Source organism: Streptomyces sp. NPDC027185 (assembly GCF_055567035.1).
Genome location: NZ_JBVHRF010000001.1, coordinates 922,579 through 938,036 on the forward strand (window position 1 = coordinate 922,579; position 15,458 = coordinate 938,036).

The following is a 15,458-nucleotide window of genomic DNA, read 5'->3' on the forward strand; positions in this document are numbered from 1 at the left end:
TGCGCCGCTGGAGTTCGGTGATCTGGCCGGTGACGCAGCGGGCGTACGTGGAGAGCAGGACGGGGACGCTGTTGCCGGCCCATTCGGCGACCTGGGCGGGCGGGATGCCGTTGTTGAGCCAGGTGGTCAGGCAGGTGTGCCGGAGGTCGTAGACGCGCTTGCCGACCGGCGAGCGGAACTCGTGCTCGGGCAGTACCGCCTCGCGGGCCTTGGCCCAGGCCCGCCGGTAGACGGAGCCGGCCAGGAGACCGCCCTTCTCCCCCGGAGAAGAGGAGGCTGCCGGGCTTGAGCTGGTCGTGGGCGATGAGGGCGCGGAGGGTCGTCGCGAGGGCGGGGTGGACGGGGACGATCCTTGTGTCGCCCGACGCGCGGCCCTTCAGGGTGCGGGTCTCATGGGTCTCGCCGTCGTCGGTCCAGTGGCCGCCGACCTCGGGCTCGGCGGTGTGGACGCGCAGCTCACCCCAGCCGGTCGCAGGCAGGACGGCGTCCTCGATCCGCAGGGCGACCGCTTCCTCGGGCGCAGACCGGCGTAGTAGAGGGTGGCGTAGAACGCCGCGAGCCGGTGACCGGTTCGGGGGCGGGCCGCGGTCCAGGTGAGCAGAGCCGCGACTTGGTGCGGGTTGAGCAGGGAGCGCTTGTCGACGGCGCCTGAGGTCTTCGGCGCGGAGTTCCCACTCTTGCCCGTGGGTAGGGGGTTGACCTGGAGGGCCTTCTGGCGGACGGCGTACTCCAGGGCGACATTCAGGATGCGGCGGTACCGCTTCGCCGAGCTGGCGGCGGCCGACGTGCCGTCGAGCACGGTGTCGAGCGCCTGCAGGACGGCATCGACGTGCTTGGTGTCCTCCCAGGCGCTCATCGGCAACGAATTGCGCCGGACCCACGCCAGGATCGCCCGGTACTCGGGCGGGGCCTCGTCCCGCCGCTTCTTGTTGAAGGCGTACTCCCGCAGCGCCTTGCGGACGTCCACGCCCTCGTACTGCACGGGCTCGGTCCGCAGGAGCGCGAGCGTGGCCTTGGTCAGCGCCTTCGCGGTACTGACCCGGTTGTTCGCCGAGATCCGGGACCACTTCATGTCGACGTACTGCAGGGCGAAGTCGTACCAGGTGATCCCGGCTACGGATGCTCCGTGGGAGACGGGCCGGCCCGTGTTCTGGTCGAACGGCTCGCCGTTGTTGGCGGCGACGAGGAGCGTGGCGCGGAAGGACTCGGCCGCCGCGCTCGTCTTGAACGCCTCGCCGTGCCGCTGGCCGTTGACCGACCAGCGCACGGTGTACGTGGTGCCGCGCTTCCCCTTGTAGACCTCGGTCTTGCGGAACCGGACGTTGTAGTACCGGTTGGTCACGCGCCGCCCTCGCAGTCGGTGAGCCAGTTCTCCAGGTCACTGCGGCGGATACGAAGGCTGCCGTTCGGGAGTTTCACACAGCGGGGCGCCCGGCCTTTCTGGCGCCAGTCGTAGAAGGTCGACCGGGAGATCTGAAGTTCGGCACAGATTTCGTCCACGGTCAGTTTGTCGCGCGAGCGGGTGGTGCCCTTCATCGGGCGCTCCACCTCCTCGACGCGGAGGGAGTTTCGGGAAGAGAATATCGGAGATCGGGGCAAGTGTTTCCTCGCATGGATGGAACGGGCTAACCGCGAACGGCAGGAAGCGGCGCCGGGTATGCATTCAATGATGCGAAGAATTGGCTTTTTGCCCAACCGACGATCGTCGGCTATGTTGCCCCGCTCCGCCTGGCTCCGATTCCAGGAAAGAGGTGCAAGAGAGTCCTGAGCGCAGTGACGGTCGACGACCCGACCTGGTCAGCAGGGGGGGGCAGGCACAGATGCGTACGAGAGTCCGGCCGCGGCCTTCCCGCCCGCCGGGTCGGCTTCGAGGGAATCGACGGGACGGATGTGTCCCAGCGTGCTTTCTCCGATTCCGGGTACGCTTTCCCTTCTACTCCGAACCCCTCCGAGCATCGGATATTCCGAAGGGACTGTTCGGTCAGCCGGAGGCTCAGGTCTACCGTTTTCGACCGACCAAAAAACTTCTGGGGAGTTCGTGAATTAACTCTGGACTTTTGCGCCCCTGGTGTGGCTTCCTGTCCGTGCCCCGGCCCGACCGGGGAACCTGCCCCCGATTTGCAGCGAAGGTGGTCGTTCGACATCGCCCGTATCCGCACCATCAAGCCCGAGGCATTCCACTCGGAGTCCCTCGCGGAGGTTTCTCTCTCCGCCGAGCGGACGTTCTTCGGGCTGCTCACCCAGGCCGACGACCACGGCCGGTTCCGCGACCAGCCCGCCGTCATCGCCGGCCTGCTCTGGTCCCTGCGCCCCGGGCACGGCCCGATGGGCGTCGAGGACGACCTCGCCCAGCTCCACGCCGCCGAGCTGATCTGCCGTTACCAGGGCGCCAACGGCAAGCAGTACCTGCACATCGTCACCTTCGGCCAGCACCAGAAGGTCAACCGCCCCAGCGGGAGCCGGCACCCCGGCTGCCCGCACCACGATCACGGCGTTCCGCGTGAGCCCTCACCGATGACGCACGCACCCGTCACCGAGTCCTCCACACCGGCTCACGGAGGACGAGGCGAGCAACAAATCTGCAGGTCAGAGGCGATTTAATGCAGCCTCATCGCGGACGCAGGGAGACCTCACGGAGCCCTCCGTGAGGGCGCACGATCCGGATCTAGGATCTAGGAACAGGGATCTAGGATCTACTCCGTTGGAGGGCGCGAGCGCCCCCGCGCCTCACGCGGTCTCGGCCAAGGACCTCATCGGGGAGTACACCGCCGCCTGCAGCCACCGACCGCCCGCGAGCGTGCTCGGCCAGCTCGGCAGCGAAGTCAAAAAGCTCCTCGATGAGGGCATCGAGCCGGACCACGTGCGTGCCGGTCTCGACCGGCACCAGGCCAAGGGGCTGCACCCCCGGACCCTGCCCAGCCTCGTCCACGAGGCAATGAACGCCGCCACGTCCGCCCCCGGCACCGTCCACCGGTCGTGGACCAATCCTGCCGACGTCGCCGCAGCCTACGGCGGTGACCTGTGACCGCCACCCTCACCGATGCCCCGAACCGCCGCGGCCCGATCCCCCGACGGCTCGACGCCATCCTCGCCGCACGCGGCATCGACCCCGCGGCAGTCGGCACACAGGAGCCACCGAGCGAACCGGTCACCGCCCTGGAACTGGCCGATGCCCGCATCCCCGCCCGATACCGCACGGCCCTGAGTGACCACCCGCAGGTCACCGCCTGGGCCGACGCAATCGCCGCCGCCGGGCGCCCCGGCCCCGGCAACGCGCCGGGCATCGCCGAAGGCCCGTCCCTGCTGATCGCCGGCCCCACCGGCACCGGCAAGACCCACCAGGCGTACGGCGCCGTCCGCACCCTGCTCGCCGCCGGAGTGCGGCTGCGCTGGGAGGCCGTCACCGCCGCCGACCTCTACGCCCGCCTGCGCCCCCGCTCCGGCCACGACGCCGAACGCGACCTGCAGAGCCTCGCGCGCTGCCCGTTGTTGCTCCTGGACGACCTCGGCGCGGCCCGGACCAGCGAGTGGACCGAGGAGCTCACCTACCGGCTCATCAACCATCGGTACGAGCACCTGCGCCCCACCCTCATCACCACCAACCTCCCCACCGACGCCCTCCGCACCACCCTCGGCGACCGCATCGCCTCCCGCCTCGCCGAAATGACGGAACGCGTCATCCTTACCGGCCCCGACCGCAGGCGCCGCGCCCAAGCCTGACCGGCCTTGGGACCGGTCCCCATCGCGTAGGGGACCGGGAGATCTCACCTCACGGGACAGTGCGACACCGTCCAGGGGACCGAGCGTGGAGGCAGGCGGGGACCGTCCCGCTCACGGCCCCCACCGGAGGCGGTCCCCCTGACACACCGTCGGGGACCGTCCCGCCAAGAACCGGGGACCGTCCCGGCCGGACACGGGGACCGGTCCCCGACGATTCGGGGACCGGTCCCCATCGGACATCACGGATGTGGGGACCGGTCCCCGCAAAGGTGCAGGTCACCGCCGCTTAGAGGCACCAATCACCAGTTCCTGGAACGGAATTGAAAGGGCGCACCGGTGGTGGGGCCCGTATCAACGCTGCCGGTCCCCTCGCTCGCGGGAAGCGACGCCGAGCCACAGGAGCGCGGTCCCCGAACGCAGTGAGTCACGGGGACCGGTCCCCAGATGCACCGCCCTTCCCCTGCAACGACCACGTCCGGCCACGGTCCCGAGAAGTCCACCCGAGCACCATCACCTCGCACACACCCGAGCCCTCTCCCACCCTCACCTCACCAGAAAGAGCCCATGCACCGTCAGCACCACGAACCCCACACAGACCCCAGCGCGGAAACCGCCACCCCTGCCCCAGGCGGAGCAAGCTGTAGCACTGGACCGTCCAAGGGCCGGTCCCGTGCGCTTGCCCCCGCCCCAGGGGTGGCGGCGGAGGCCCCACGCCAGGGGGCGCGGGACCAGCAGCTCGTGGCCGAGGGCGGCCACGAGCGGAAGGCGAAGCAGGGGCGACGCCGCTCCCGTCAGCCGCAGCAGCGCGGCGTGCGCCTGACCTTCCGCGCCAGCGCAGCCGAAGCCACCGAGATCCAACAGGCCGCCGACGCCAAGGGCGTCTCCAAAGCCCGCTTCATCGCCCAGGCCACCGACGCCGCCCTCCACGGCCGTCCGGGAGCCGACCGGGACGAGGCCCTCGACCGGCTCGAAGCCGCCCGCATCCAGCTCGTGCGCACCGGAACGAACCTCAACCAGATCGCCAGGATCCTCAACTCCGGCGGCGACGCCTCCCACATCGCACGGGCCTCGGACGCCGTGGCAGAGGCCGCCGTCGAGATCCGCACCGCAGCCCGGAAGGTGGTGAGCTGAGCCTCTTGGTCCCCGACGTCTCCCGCGGCAGCCGCACCATCGGCCTGCTCCACTACCTCTACCGAACCAGCGACATCGAAGCCCACGTCGACCCGCACCTCGTCGCCGCCTACGACCCCCACCTGCCCGACCCCGGCCGCGACCCGAACGCCACCTTCGACGAACTGGCCGCCGACCTCGACCTCTGGGTCGACGCCCTCGGCGACACGGCACCCAAGAAGCACGTGTGGCACTGCCCCGTCCGCACCGCCCCCGGCGACCGCCACCTGACCGACGCCGAATGGGCCACCGTCGCCCGCCGCATCCTCCACGCCACCGGCATCACCCCCGACGGCGACGACCACGCCTGCCGCTGGATCGCCGTCCGCCACGCCCCCGACCACATCCACCTCGTCGCCACCCTCGTCCGCGCCGACCGCACCCGCCCCCGCCACCACAAGGACGCCACCCGCGCCCAGGCCGAATGCCGCAAGATCGAGAAGGAGTTCGGACTCCGCCGCCTCAAGGAAGGCGACGGCACCGCCGCGAAGCGGCCCACCAGCGCCGAGCAGCGCAAGGCCGAACGCCTCGGCCAGGAAGCCACCTCGCGCGAGCTGCTGCGCGAACACGTCCACCGGGCCCTCGCCGGGGCCGCCGACGAGCGGGAGTTCTTCGACCGGCTCACCACCGAAGGCGTCCGCATCAAACAGCGCGTCGCACCCTCCGGCGACGTACTCGGCTACTCGGTCGCCCTGCCCGGCGACCGCAACACGGCAGGCGAACCCATCTGGTTCTCCGGCTCCAAACTCGCCCCCGACCTCTCCCTGCCTCGCGTACGCAAGCGCCTCACAGCCACCTCGGACATGCCCGAGCCGTCTTCGCCCCTGGAGCGCAGTGGTGCTTCCGCGCCGGTCCGCGCCCGCCACGTCGCCACCCAGGCCACCGACGAGGCCGTAACCGTCATGGCCTTCGGCGACGAAGGCGCCGCAGCCGCTCAGCTGATCGGCGTCGGCGAAGTCCTCGACGCCCTCGCCCAGACCTCCATCAGCCACACCCGCAACGAACTACGAGAAGCCGCACGCCACTTCGAACGCGCCACCCGCTCACACATCCGTGCCCAGAAGGTCGAGGCATCCGCCCTGCGCCGCGCCGCCCGCCAGATCGTCCACTCCGGCCCGGCCCTCGGCCGCGGCCAGGACGGCGCCGCAACTGCCCTCCTCCTCCTCGACATCCTGATCCTGGCCACCCTCACCGCCGCCCACTGGCACGCCACCCGCCACCACGCCCAACAAGCCGAAGCCGCCCGACGCACCGCACTCCACCTACGCACCGCCTACGAAGCGTCCGCCGCAGCACCGCTCGCAGCCCTCCGCACACACGGACAGCGCCTCCCCGACCAGATCCGTAAACGCCACGCCGGCACCGTCCGCAGCACGCTCCCGCACCTCGCCGACCGCCTCCAGGCCGAACCCGGCTGGGATGCTCTGACCGCAACCCTCGACCAGGCCGAACGCGCAGGTCACAACCCCAGCACACTCCTGGCCAAGGCCGCCGCACACCGCGAACTCCGCACCGCCGACTCCCTCATCGGCGTCCTGGTTTGGCGGCTGCACCACCTCAGCTACGTCACGCCGCCTGCTTCCGGCCCCCGGGCCCCGTACAGCAGTGCTGCCCCTGTTGCCGTCGTGCCCCGGGGAGCGCCGCGACCACAACGCCGCTGACGGACAGCTCCAGGGGACTGGCACTCTCTGGGGGCGTGACTGGCCGCAGCGGTCACGCCCCCAGAAGAGGGTCGGCCTACGCGAAGAGGAGCGTGGGCTGGGCCAGGATGTCCCGGCCCCTTTCGCTCTTGTAGATCAGGTCGACGCTGCCGAACCGGGCCTCGGTGTAGTCCAGCCCGAGCGCTGCTACGGCGTCGCGTACCGCGGCCTCCGACGTCCCCTCGACCTCCAGAAAGGTGGGCAGGTCAGGCCAGGTGTCGAAGTCGTAGGTGACGCCGTCGAGGCGCCACTCCTCGCGGTAGTTCTGCTGGAAGCGCACCTGGCGCAGCCCGAGGGCGCCAAGGAGTTCGGCGGTCTTGTTGAGGTCACTGACCTCGATTTCGATCTCGGTGGTGCCGTTGATGTGGCTCGCGTCGGTGACCTGCTTGAGGGTGAGCGTGGTCTTGCCGCCCTCGTCGCGGAGCCGCAGCCACTGCTCACCCTGGACGGCGTCGTTCTCGAAGATCAACCGGGTGAACATCGTCTTCGGGAAGACCTGCTCCGCCCCGGCGCCGCGCAGATGCTCGCGCAGACCATCCACGTCGATCTCCAAGAACTTTGCTTCGTACTCGTGGTCCGCCATTGTTCTGTTCTCCTCCAACTGATGAGTGCTACGCGGTCAGTTCGTGGAAGTCCTGCTCGCGGATCTTGCGGATCTCGCTGGACACGCCGCCGGCCACGAACTCTTCCACAGGAAGGCAGAGGTCCATGCGCTGAATGCAGATGCCTACGGGGAAGGTGCCTTGCCGGTCGCGGTAGAGGCGCACGCCGTAGTACCCCTCGTGGCAGTCGACACTGTTGTTGAACCGGCACCCAGCGCAGGTGTCGGGGAGCCGCAGCGGACGGATGTGCTTGACGATGAGCGGGCGGCCGTTGGGGAGCTGGTAGGCGACTCGGAAGCCGGAGGTACCAGCTATGAGCCGCACCTCCGTCGGGCGCGCGTGGAGTCCTTCCAGCAGCAGGTCGATGGCGTCGAGGGAGTCGTCTCCGTCGGCGAGCGAGGACAGGACACGGACGGACAGCTGCGGCGAGTACTTCTCCATCAGGTGGTGGACGCGCTGAACGTGGTGTTCATTCGGAATGACGACGTTCGCCCGTGTCCCGAGGCCGAGTTCGAGCGAAATCCGGATCGAGTCCTCCAGGGCCTCGATCTTGCGCGCGGCGAGAGATCGCGCCCGGTACCGAACGTTTTGGACCTGGGCCAGCTCCTCCGGCGTGGTGCCGAAGACCGAGAAGTTGACGTGATCGAGTCCGGCGAGGACGCAGTCGCGGAGGATTCGTCGGCCGTTCTCGCCGTTCGAGGTGATGCTGGCCGAGTAGCCGGCATCCCGTGCGAGGGCGACGAGCTGCGGCAGTCGGGGATGGAGCGTCGGCTCCCCTCCGGTGAGGTGGACCTCTTCGAAGCCCAGCGCGTGCCTGAGCTGGATGAGAGCTGTGCGGAAGGCCGGATCGGGGAAGACGGGGGCCGAGGCGAAGCGCGCCCCGTTCGTGGCGAGGTAGATCGAGACGCGTCCGGAGCGGCCGGCGGCACCGAACTCGCCGACGTGATCGGCGTGGTTGTCAGCGCTGACCGGCGTCCCCTCGTTATGGCAGAACGTGCAGGTCATACCGCATGCGTCGATCACTTTGACGCGTAGGGTCCGGTCCATTTCGACGCGGACAGGGACGGAACTGCCGAGGCCGCGTAATGCGCGGTGCTCAAACATCTGGCGTTGCTCCTCCTTCGTTGGGAGGTGGGTGGACGGTGTGCTCCGTCGGAGGTCATCCGTGCAGCAGGACAGGCGGGCCAAGACGAGCTGGGAGCAGCAGCTGGCTCCGCCATGTCAGCGCGACCTCTTACGTGAAGGGCCGACGGGGCACAAGCTCGGTGGTGATCAGGTGTGGTCGGCGCTCCGGCCGGGCGCCGCGTACGGCGCGGGAGCTGCCTCCACGGCGTGGTGGCCCATCTCGGACTGCATGATCTGCCCCAGCAGAATCACCGTCGTGCCGGCCCCCAGGGCCCACAGCCAGCCCAGGGCGGCGGTGACAGGGTCGCTTCGGTGGTGGGCGGAGGCACGGGCGTACCCGCGTTGCGCGATCACGGCCAGTGGATTCACAAAGGGCCCTTTCTCGTGAGAATTCGCCACGCTGGACGCGGCGTTCTTCCAGGTGGGTGCGTCGTCGTTCAGGGGTCTGGGGTGCCGAAAGGTCAAGGAAGGGGCGAGGGATCGACGCCGTGTGACACGGCCAGCGGTACGTGCGCCTTGTGCTTCCTGCGCGGTACAGGTGCGAGTGCTCGTGGCGGCCCACCAGCAGGCGCGCATTCGAACCAGACCGCCTTGCCTTCGGGCATAGGGACCACGCCCCAGGCCGCGGCCACTGCCTCCACGAGCTGAAGCCCCCGCCCCCCTTCCGCCTCCGGACCAGTGGTCGTGGGGAACGGGAGTTCCGGATCGGCGTCGGTCACCTCTACCCGCACCCTGCCGCCGACGGCACGCACGCACACTGCACAAGCCGCAGCGGTATGAGTCACCGCGTTGCCGACGACCTCGCTGGTCAGCAGCCGTACGTCCGCGAGCTCGTCCTCCGTGAAGCCGAGTCGGCGGCCGCGTACGAACTCCACAACCTTCCGTCGCGCTTCTCCGACCGACTCGCCGGTCGGCGCCACGCAGAAGCCGTATGCAGTCGCTCTCAGAAGGCGTCGGGGCACAGGGGGCCGCACCTCAATCCGTCGCTCGCCTCGCCCGGGAGGTCCGGGCGAGGTACGACCATCCACCCGAGAGTCCCCAACCCATAAGGTTTCAAGGGGGTTTCAACGCCAGAAGGTGGCGGCGCGAATGCGGGAGCGCAGCGCTAAGTTGAAACGGCAGCCAGGCCATGACGGGAGCCTCTGATGACCGGTCGTCCACAGGAAACGGTGCGGCACCCACTCACTCACGCCCGAGCGGAAGCGGGCTTGGGGAAAACGAAGTTCGCCGAGATGATCCGCCTCCAGGGCAGGGTCCTGGGCCACAACCTGGGAACCACTCGGTCGACGGTCTTCAAATGGGAACGCGGCGATCACGCACCGGACGACGTCACCCAGATCGTGATCGCCAGGGTGCTCCACATCCCAGAGTCCGTCCGTTCATCAGCCCCATGGCCGTACTGGCTACCCGTCCGGAACAGTTACGACTTTGCCGCTCCATGGACGCAGGGGGCTACGCTGAAATCTCTGACCTCGCTTGCTGGGAGTGGACCCATGGACCGGAGGGCATTTCTCGGAATCGGCGGTGTGGTGCTCGTGGGCATCGGCGCCCAATGGGCCGCTGCAGAACCGGCCATCGCCGCAGCCGCAACCGGCGACCGGGTCACCGCCGCCACCGTCGACCGTATGCGCGACAGGGTCGAATCCCTGCGGGGAATGGAGCAGGAATCCGGCGGAGGGGACTTCCTGGAGTCCGCGCGCACAGACCTTCGACTGATCACGACCATGCTGAAGAACGGCCGCTACTCAGAGGCAACCGCCCAGCGGCTCTACGTCCTGGCCGCCGAGGTCTGCTGCCTGCTGGGCTGGATGAGCTACGACACCAGCCTGCACAGCGCCGCTCAGCAGCACTACACCGCCGCCCTCCGCTCCGCCAAGGTCGCCGGCGACGACACTCTCGGCGTCCACACCCTGTGCTTCATGGCCACCCAGGCCGCCGGTCAGCGTGAACAGCGTGCCGCCGCTGGCTTGATGGACACCGCCGACGCCGTCCGCACCCGTGTGCCCGCGGTGATGCAAGCGTCCCTTGCCGCCCACCAGGCAACCGTCTACAGGAAGGCCGGCGACCAGCGGAAGGCAGCCGCAGCCCTCAACCGCGCCTTCGACGCCCTCGGTCGCGACGACCACTCCGATACCCCTGCCTACCTTGCATGGTTCGGCGAGGCGCAGCTCCGCTCCACCGAAGGGCGCTTCCTGCTCGCCACCGGGCAGGCCGAAAAGGCCACCGCCGCGCTGGAACGCTCGGTCACCGAAGCCGCACCCCGCGACCGCGCCGTCCGCTACGGCACCCTGGCCCTGGCCCACCAGCAGACCGGCGACCTCGACGGCGCACTCGAAGCCACCCACAAGGCAGCCGACCTCATCGACCAGGGCATCCACTCCCGCCGCGGCGTGGAACGCCTCGAAGAGGTCCGCCGGGCGTTCCGGCCGTATCAGCGGGAGACCAAGGTCAGGGAGGCGACCGAGCGGATCGCGGTGCTGGCGGCGTAGTACGGCAGGTCAGTGGCCCTTCCTGCGCTCCTCGCACGCCCCCATCGCAGCGGACACGCAGGCTGCGCCACCTGGTTCCTGCCGGGCATCTGGCCTCTCGGTCACCGAGCTCCTGACACGAGGCGTTGCGACGTCGCAAGCGTCTACGAGGCGCTGCTGCTGCCGAACAGACTAAGCAGGTGAAACCGGCGCCGAGCTCGCCGTCCGTACACGAGCATCAGCGCGAGCAGTCCGACACCAGCGATCGCCGGACCCTCCGCAGCCTCAGGAAGGCCGAGCAGCGAGACGACTACTGCTCCCGCAACGGTCAGCAGGACGACTGCGATCATTTGTATCGGCTCAGGATCCCGTACCGGATCGATTCCGTCCAGTTCCTCATGATCCAAGAGTGCGCCAACCCGACCGTCCGTGTACCGCTCCGCCACGGTAAGCATCAGCTCGGCGAGTTCCGGGAGAGCCTCGTCGCCATCGATGTCCAACCGCGCTTCCGCTGACCTTAGACGTGATGCCACGAGCCGTGCATGAGCCCGCAGGGCCTTTCTCCGGTGGGACCGGAACGGAACCGTCCCGCGACTGCGAGGCGCTCGCAAGAGCGCCATCTCCAGCGCTGCAACCTTTGCCGCCACATTCCGACGCAGCGATGTTGCCCGTCGCGAGCCACCTGCCCCATATGCCTCTCCGCACGCCGTGACAGCCTCCGCAACCCTGGCCACCAGCCCGAACCTCCGGTCCATGGCGTGAACCCCTTCGTCCACTACCTGCGCTGGATAGGCACGCGCCCACACCATATATGCCAGAACTATAGGACCAAAAAGAAATATGCAGTAGTAACCTACTGCATACGGAATCATGACTATGATCGCGAAGGTGTAGCCGCCGACAAGGATCGCTGGGGTTTCGTTGACCTTGTCGGCGAGAATCTCAAGTAAATTGTCCCTGATCGTAAAACCGCCCACCATACGGCCACTACTGACTGCCTGCCGGATGACCCCGCCGGCCCAGAAGACGCCCATCAACATCGTCGGGATGTAAATGAGGAAATTCCGACCACTGAATTGCAGTGCCCACGCGTTGAACCGCAGCGCGGCCCGCACTTTAGAAACGACTGGTCTGCGGGATCCGATCTTGATGAGCGCCGCCTGCATATCTGCGACCTCTTTGTCTGCTTTCTTGAATGCCTTGCTGCGCCGTCGCGCCTTGAGGGCCCTTAACGGTCGTATGCGTATCACCATGGCCGAAGGATCGCACTGCGTGGTGACAACTGCGGTCGTATCCACCAGAACGAGCCAGTAGGGCCGGTAGCTGGTGAGGACGGCCGGGCCACTCCAGCCGGGTGCACCGGAGCTGCACTCTGCTTCCTGACGAGCAGGGTGCGGCTGACATCCGGGGCCCCGGTCGGTTAGGTGGCGGACGTTCGTGTCACACATGTGGTGCTGAGGTGACGGAGGGCGCTGAGCTGGCCGCCCGGCTAAAAAGGTCGCCGTCCCGGTGTCACCATCGATGAACCGCTCGTCAGGCTGCGGAGCGGTGTGGTTTCGCGTGGGGCATGCCCGCCGGACGCTCAGCAGCTCCTTCCGTCATGACCAGTCGAGGGTGGAGCTGGCGGGCAGGTGCTCTACGAAGTTGTCGCTGTTCCTCTCTTCGTTCTCCGCCCCCGCCAGCATCAGCGCGGATTCGCACCCTGTTCTGCACCGCCACCGAGGCGGTCCGCTCGGCGCCCAGCGCGGCGATCGCTGCTGGGGGCTCTGGGAAGGCGTTCTTCCTGTGTGTCACTGCGGCGCCTACCGCCAACCTATATCCGTGACGACATGCCTCGCGCAGGCCGAACGAATGACCAACGCCCGCTCGCACCGCTTGAAGTATCCGATTAAGCTTGCTGCCGCTCCCGCTGCGTCGAGTAGTCCACAGACCCGCTTCCCGATTCCGTTGGCCACAGCCACGGCGAGCCGGATCTGCCGGCCTCAGAAGCGCGTATGAGTCAGGGTTTCAGCGGCTTTCAGGGCCTTATTCGCGGCCCCTGAAAGGAGCTTCGCGTTATCTGGAAGATTCTCCAGGGATTCGGCGGCTTTCAGGGTCTTATTGGCAGCATGCCAAAGGATCCTCGCATTGTCATCGAGGTTCACGAGGGAGTCGGCGGCGTCGGCGAGGGTGTCCGCCCCCTCTTGGAGGTTCTTGAGGCCATCAGCCGCCTCAGCCAGCCTGTTGGCGCTGTCTTCCAGGTTCCTGAGGTTTCCCGCTGCCTTGGCCAGCACGTTGGCGCTGTCTTCCAAATTGGCGAAGGTACGCGCTGACTTGTGCAGCATATTTATCCCGTCCTGGGAGATCCCGAAGCCGTGGACTCTTGGATCTGTCAGCTCCTTCACGACGACCTTGAGCAGGGAGGCGAGCTCCGGGGCGGTCTTGGCGAACTCGTCCAGTGCAGGTCCGATGCGGTCGACGAGCTGGCTTTGTGCAGCCGCGATCATCTCGCTGAGTTCGGCCTTGGTGAGCTCCCCCAGGCCCGCTAGGGCCTCCAGGCCATCGGCCTCGCGTGTGTGCTTCCAACCCAGTAGTACCTCCACGGGGTACTCATCGCTTTCAGGGCCGTCGACTTCCTCGTGGTGGGGATTACACAGCAGAAGGAGGTTGTCAAAGCTGTTGCGCTCCCTCACCGAGCTTGTCGGGTCGAATCGCTTGCCTCCTTCTTCGAATGCCCGGATGTGGGCGATCTCAAGGTTGAGCCTGGGATTTCCGTTGATCAGACGGATGGTGGGGACCTTGCAATCGGGCCAGTAGCACCCGCCGCGAGCTAGGGTCATGAGTGCGGCGATGGTGGCGTTGCTGTAGTAGCGGCGCGGCTTCTTGTCCATGGGGCGCTCCCTCTGACGCGTGGTGGTGGGGACCGTATCGGCGGGCTCTGACAACGCCCGACGTCTGCGCCGCTCAGTGGTTATTTCAAGCCATGCGCGTTGCGGAAACTGTGCTGGAGGGCGCGCCCCAGACATGGGGGACTGGGAGCTGTTCCGAATCCGTCCCCTGATCAAAAGCGGGCAGAAGCCGCAGTGCAGCCTTCCCGGCCTCGGATGTCTCACCGCATCCTTGGCCTCGGCGCCACCGCCACTACGACAAGCAGCTGCGACACCGGCGATAGGCGACGAGCTGCGTGTTCCCCTCCGTGGCCTGCACCGGGCGCGTTTCGTCTATGTCCTCCCACATGCCCGCTGACGGCTGCGGAACCCACCCCCAATTGGCGTCTCGGTGACTCTGCTCCGGGTGGTGGTTGCACTGATCCGGGAGGTGGGCCACGCCGTGTGGAGAGATCAGAATGCGCTCAGGACGTACCACGGGCTTCCGCCCTGCTTGCACAGGAACTGCGATGCCATACACACGCGGAGCAGATCCATCTGGAGGGCAGTCGCAACCTTGCCCGATGAACAAATCACAGCGATCACATCTCTTGGCGGCCATAGCAGCCATGATTGCAGGAGCCTCTGACAACCTGTTGCTGCACCAAGTGCTGCGCCAGCTAATGGACTTGGTCACTTCGCTTCAAACGCGAATACAGCTGCGATCTGCAACAACGCTCCAAGGGGTGACGAAGAGATGTGCGCCCGGCGGCACGGCAAGAGCCGCCCCGTCGAAGACATGAGGGCGCGTTGATGGCGGCGGCCTGGAGGATGGGGATCTGCGCGGATGGCTCCGGCAAGGACGCCCAGGAGGAAGCATCTGCGGGCGACCGGGGCGCGGTCGCCCGCGCTACTGGCCCGAGGGCGCTGGTGGTCAGGGGGCCAGCGTGAGGGCGAATATCGGAGGAGAGCCGGACATCTGCATCACCATGGCCTGCAGCGATGTCTGCCCGGCCCTCCCCAATAAGCGGTACCTGGGCTGGAAGCTGGAGATCCCGTCCTGCCGGGGCGTCGAGGCGGTCTGCCGGGCTCCTATCACCACAACGGCTTCCTGGTCCGCCGCCCGCCACGCGTGAGCGATGCGTTAGCGGACGGCGTGACACGGGCCGGTTGGGTGCTGGACCTGGCGTCAGCGATATGCCCAGCGACAAGGGAAAACGGGCCGCTTGCCGACTGCGTGGGACCGTCCAGCACGGCCCCGCCAGGACTTGCAAAGCGGTAGTTCCGAACATCAGCACCGCCCCGAGTCAGCCGACTCGTTACCCGCCCTGTCGGCTCTGAGCGCCATGGCTCCGCTCAGACGCCTCAGGCCGAAACGAGCTGACTGAGGGCCCCGTGGAGGACCGTGCCTGCCCCTGGCGCCGTAGCAGTCACCTTCCGCAGATCCTCGCCGGTCAAGTACCGGTAGCTCTGCGGAGGATGGAACGGACCGGATTCTCGGAGAGCGGCGAGCGGCACGGGTTCCTCGAAGGTGACCGGGTCTTCCAGCGCGAGGCCGCTCGCCTGTGCCGCCCCGCTCATGTAGTCGTCGTACTCCCGCCGGCTGATACCGACACTCTTACGGCTGGTCGACCAGACTTCACGGGGGGACGCCACCTGAATCGACGCGATGCGTGCCATGCCCACAAGGGCCATTGTGGGCGCCGTCGCGTACAGGAAGACCGGAGTGTCGGGTGGAGCGGCGACGCGCTGACGGCGCACCTCAACCGTCTTGGTTCCGGCCAGGATCGCCGTGGCGAACCTGGGGTGGACGGACAGCAGCATCGC

Annotated in this window: 16 protein-coding genes; 7 read left to right on the forward strand and 9 right to left on the reverse strand. The window is 67.8% G+C overall.

Translation table 11 applies throughout. From position 1 onward, the window contains the following. Window positions 1-376 precede the first annotated feature (376 nt). Window positions 377-1,342 carry a hypothetical protein gene (locus ACZ4M8_RS03915; RefSeq protein ID WP_467603071.1) on the reverse strand — a complete coding sequence of 322 codons (966 nt, stop codon included), beginning with the start codon at window positions 1,340-1,342 and terminating at the stop codon, window positions 377-379. Beyond that, on the reverse strand, window positions 1,339-1,536 hold the full coding sequence (locus tag ACZ4M8_RS03920) for a helix-turn-helix transcriptional regulator (protein WP_467603072.1): 198 nt from the start codon (window positions 1,534-1,536) through the stop codon (window positions 1,339-1,341). Before ACZ4M8_RS03920 ends, ACZ4M8_RS03915 begins: the two co-directional genes overlap by 4 nt. Before the next feature lie 582 nt (window positions 1,537-2,118). On the opposite strand from ACZ4M8_RS03920, the gene ACZ4M8_RS03925 reads away from it, so the two are divergent. The 5 genes from ACZ4M8_RS03925 to ACZ4M8_RS03945 all read left to right on the forward strand — a co-directional run bounded on the left by ACZ4M8_RS03925 (window position 2,119) and on the right by ACZ4M8_RS03945 (window position 6,551). After that, a complete protein-coding gene (locus ACZ4M8_RS03925) occupies window positions 2,119-2,601 on the forward strand; it encodes a hypothetical protein (protein WP_467603074.1) in 483 nt (160 codons plus the stop codon). Between the two features lie 100 nt (window positions 2,602-2,701). Next, window positions 2,702-3,025, forward strand: coding sequence for a hypothetical protein (locus ACZ4M8_RS03930; RefSeq protein WP_467603075.1), 324 nt, complete (start codon window positions 2,702-2,704; stop codon window positions 3,023-3,025). Beyond that, entirely contained in the window at window positions 3,022-3,720 is a 699-nt protein-coding gene (locus ACZ4M8_RS03935; RefSeq protein WP_467603077.1) for an ATP-binding protein, read from the forward strand. Before ACZ4M8_RS03930 ends, ACZ4M8_RS03935 begins: the two co-directional genes overlap by 4 nt. Before the next feature lie 738 nt (window positions 3,721-4,458). After that, window positions 4,459-4,851, forward strand: coding sequence for a plasmid mobilization protein (locus tag ACZ4M8_RS03940; RefSeq protein WP_467603078.1), 393 nt, complete (start codon window positions 4,459-4,461; stop codon window positions 4,849-4,851). Window positions 4,852-4,856: 5 nt separating this feature from the next. Further along, the gene (locus ACZ4M8_RS03945; RefSeq protein ID WP_467603080.1) at window positions 4,857-6,551 is read left to right on the forward strand and encodes a relaxase/mobilization nuclease domain-containing protein; all 1,695 of its coding nucleotides are present in this window, start codon (window positions 4,857-4,859) and stop codon (window positions 6,549-6,551) included. A 76-nt stretch (window positions 6,552-6,627) separates the two neighbouring features. Here the strand turns inward: ACZ4M8_RS03945 and ACZ4M8_RS03950 are convergent, their stop codons facing one another. From ACZ4M8_RS03950 to ACZ4M8_RS03965, 4 genes are all read right to left on the reverse strand, one after another. Further along, window positions 6,628-7,173: a class IV adenylate cyclase gene (locus ACZ4M8_RS03950; RefSeq protein ID WP_467603081.1), complete on the reverse strand. Its 546-nt coding sequence runs from the start codon at window positions 7,171-7,173 to the stop codon at window positions 6,628-6,630. A 28-nt stretch (window positions 7,174-7,201) separates the two neighbouring features. Continuing rightward, complete coding sequence (locus ACZ4M8_RS03955; RefSeq protein WP_467603083.1) at window positions 7,202-8,296, reverse strand: radical SAM protein; 1,095 nt, start codon at window positions 8,294-8,296, stop codon at window positions 7,202-7,204. 168 nt (window positions 8,297-8,464) lie between these two features. Continuing rightward, window positions 8,465-8,671 (reverse strand): hypothetical protein, encoded by a 207-nt coding sequence (locus tag ACZ4M8_RS03960; protein WP_467603084.1) that lies wholly within the window; start codon window positions 8,669-8,671, stop codon window positions 8,465-8,467. A gap of 107 nt (window positions 8,672-8,778) precedes the next feature. After that, window positions 8,779-9,345 carry an ATP-binding protein gene (locus ACZ4M8_RS03965; protein WP_467603086.1) on the reverse strand — a complete coding sequence of 189 codons (567 nt, stop codon included), beginning with the start codon at window positions 9,343-9,345 and terminating at the stop codon, window positions 8,779-8,781. Window positions 9,346-9,810: 465 nt separating this feature from the next. Between ACZ4M8_RS03965 and ACZ4M8_RS03970 the strand changes: the two genes are divergently transcribed. Further along, window positions 9,811-10,806, forward strand: a complete 996-nt coding sequence (locus tag ACZ4M8_RS03970) for a transcriptional regulator (protein WP_467603087.1) — start codon at window positions 9,811-9,813, stop codon at window positions 10,804-10,806. Window positions 10,807-10,949: 143 nt separating this feature from the next. Here ACZ4M8_RS03970 and ACZ4M8_RS03975 read toward each other — a convergent pair whose 3' ends face one another. After that, window positions 10,950-12,038: a hypothetical protein gene (locus tag ACZ4M8_RS03975; protein ID WP_467603088.1), complete on the reverse strand. Its 1,089-nt coding sequence runs from the start codon at window positions 12,036-12,038 to the stop codon at window positions 10,950-10,952. Window positions 12,039-12,767: 729 nt separating this feature from the next. Next, a complete protein-coding gene (locus ACZ4M8_RS03980; RefSeq protein WP_467603090.1) occupies window positions 12,768-13,655 on the reverse strand; it encodes an HNH endonuclease signature motif containing protein in 888 nt (295 codons plus the stop codon). A gap of 923 nt (window positions 13,656-14,578) precedes the next feature. On the opposite strand from ACZ4M8_RS03980, the gene ACZ4M8_RS03985 reads away from it, so the two are divergent. Then, complete coding sequence (locus tag ACZ4M8_RS03985; RefSeq protein ID WP_467603091.1) at window positions 14,579-14,767, forward strand: hypothetical protein; 189 nt, start codon at window positions 14,579-14,581, stop codon at window positions 14,765-14,767. A gap of 229 nt (window positions 14,768-14,996) precedes the next feature. Here the strand turns inward: ACZ4M8_RS03985 and ACZ4M8_RS03990 are convergent, their stop codons facing one another. Beyond that, window positions 14,997-15,455 (reverse strand): ASCH domain-containing protein, encoded by a 459-nt coding sequence (locus ACZ4M8_RS03990; RefSeq protein ID WP_467603092.1) that lies wholly within the window; start codon window positions 15,453-15,455, stop codon window positions 14,997-14,999. Window positions 15,456-15,458 lie beyond the last annotated feature (3 nt).

What these genes read in the sequence shown, in the direction of transcription:
- ACZ4M8_RS03920 (WP_467603072.1), bottom strand. Translation starts at nt 1,536, where the DNA reads ATGAAGGGCACCACCCGCTCGCGCGACAAACTGACCGTGGACGAAATC.
- ACZ4M8_RS03950 (WP_467603081.1), bottom strand. Translation starts at nt 7,173, where the DNA reads ATGGCGGACCACGAGTACGAAGCAAAGTTCTTGGAGATCGACGTGGAT.
- ACZ4M8_RS03955 (WP_467603083.1), bottom strand. Translation starts at nt 8,296, where the DNA reads ATGTTTGAGCACCGCGCATTACGCGGCCTCGGCAGTTCCGTCCCTGTC.
- ACZ4M8_RS03970 (WP_467603087.1), top strand. Translation starts at nt 9,811, where the DNA reads ATGGACCGGAGGGCATTTCTCGGAATCGGCGGTGTGGTGCTCGTGGGC.
- ACZ4M8_RS03975 (WP_467603088.1), bottom strand. Translation starts at nt 12,038, where the DNA reads ATGGTGATACGCATACGACCGTTAAGGGCCCTCAAGGCGCGACGGCGC.
- ACZ4M8_RS03980 (WP_467603090.1), bottom strand. Translation starts at nt 13,655, where the DNA reads ATGGACAAGAAGCCGCGCCGCTACTACAGCAACGCCACCATCGCCGCA.
- ACZ4M8_RS03990 (WP_467603092.1), bottom strand. Translation starts at nt 15,455, where the DNA reads ATGCTGCTGTCCGTCCACCCCAGGTTCGCCACGGCGATCCTGGCCGGA.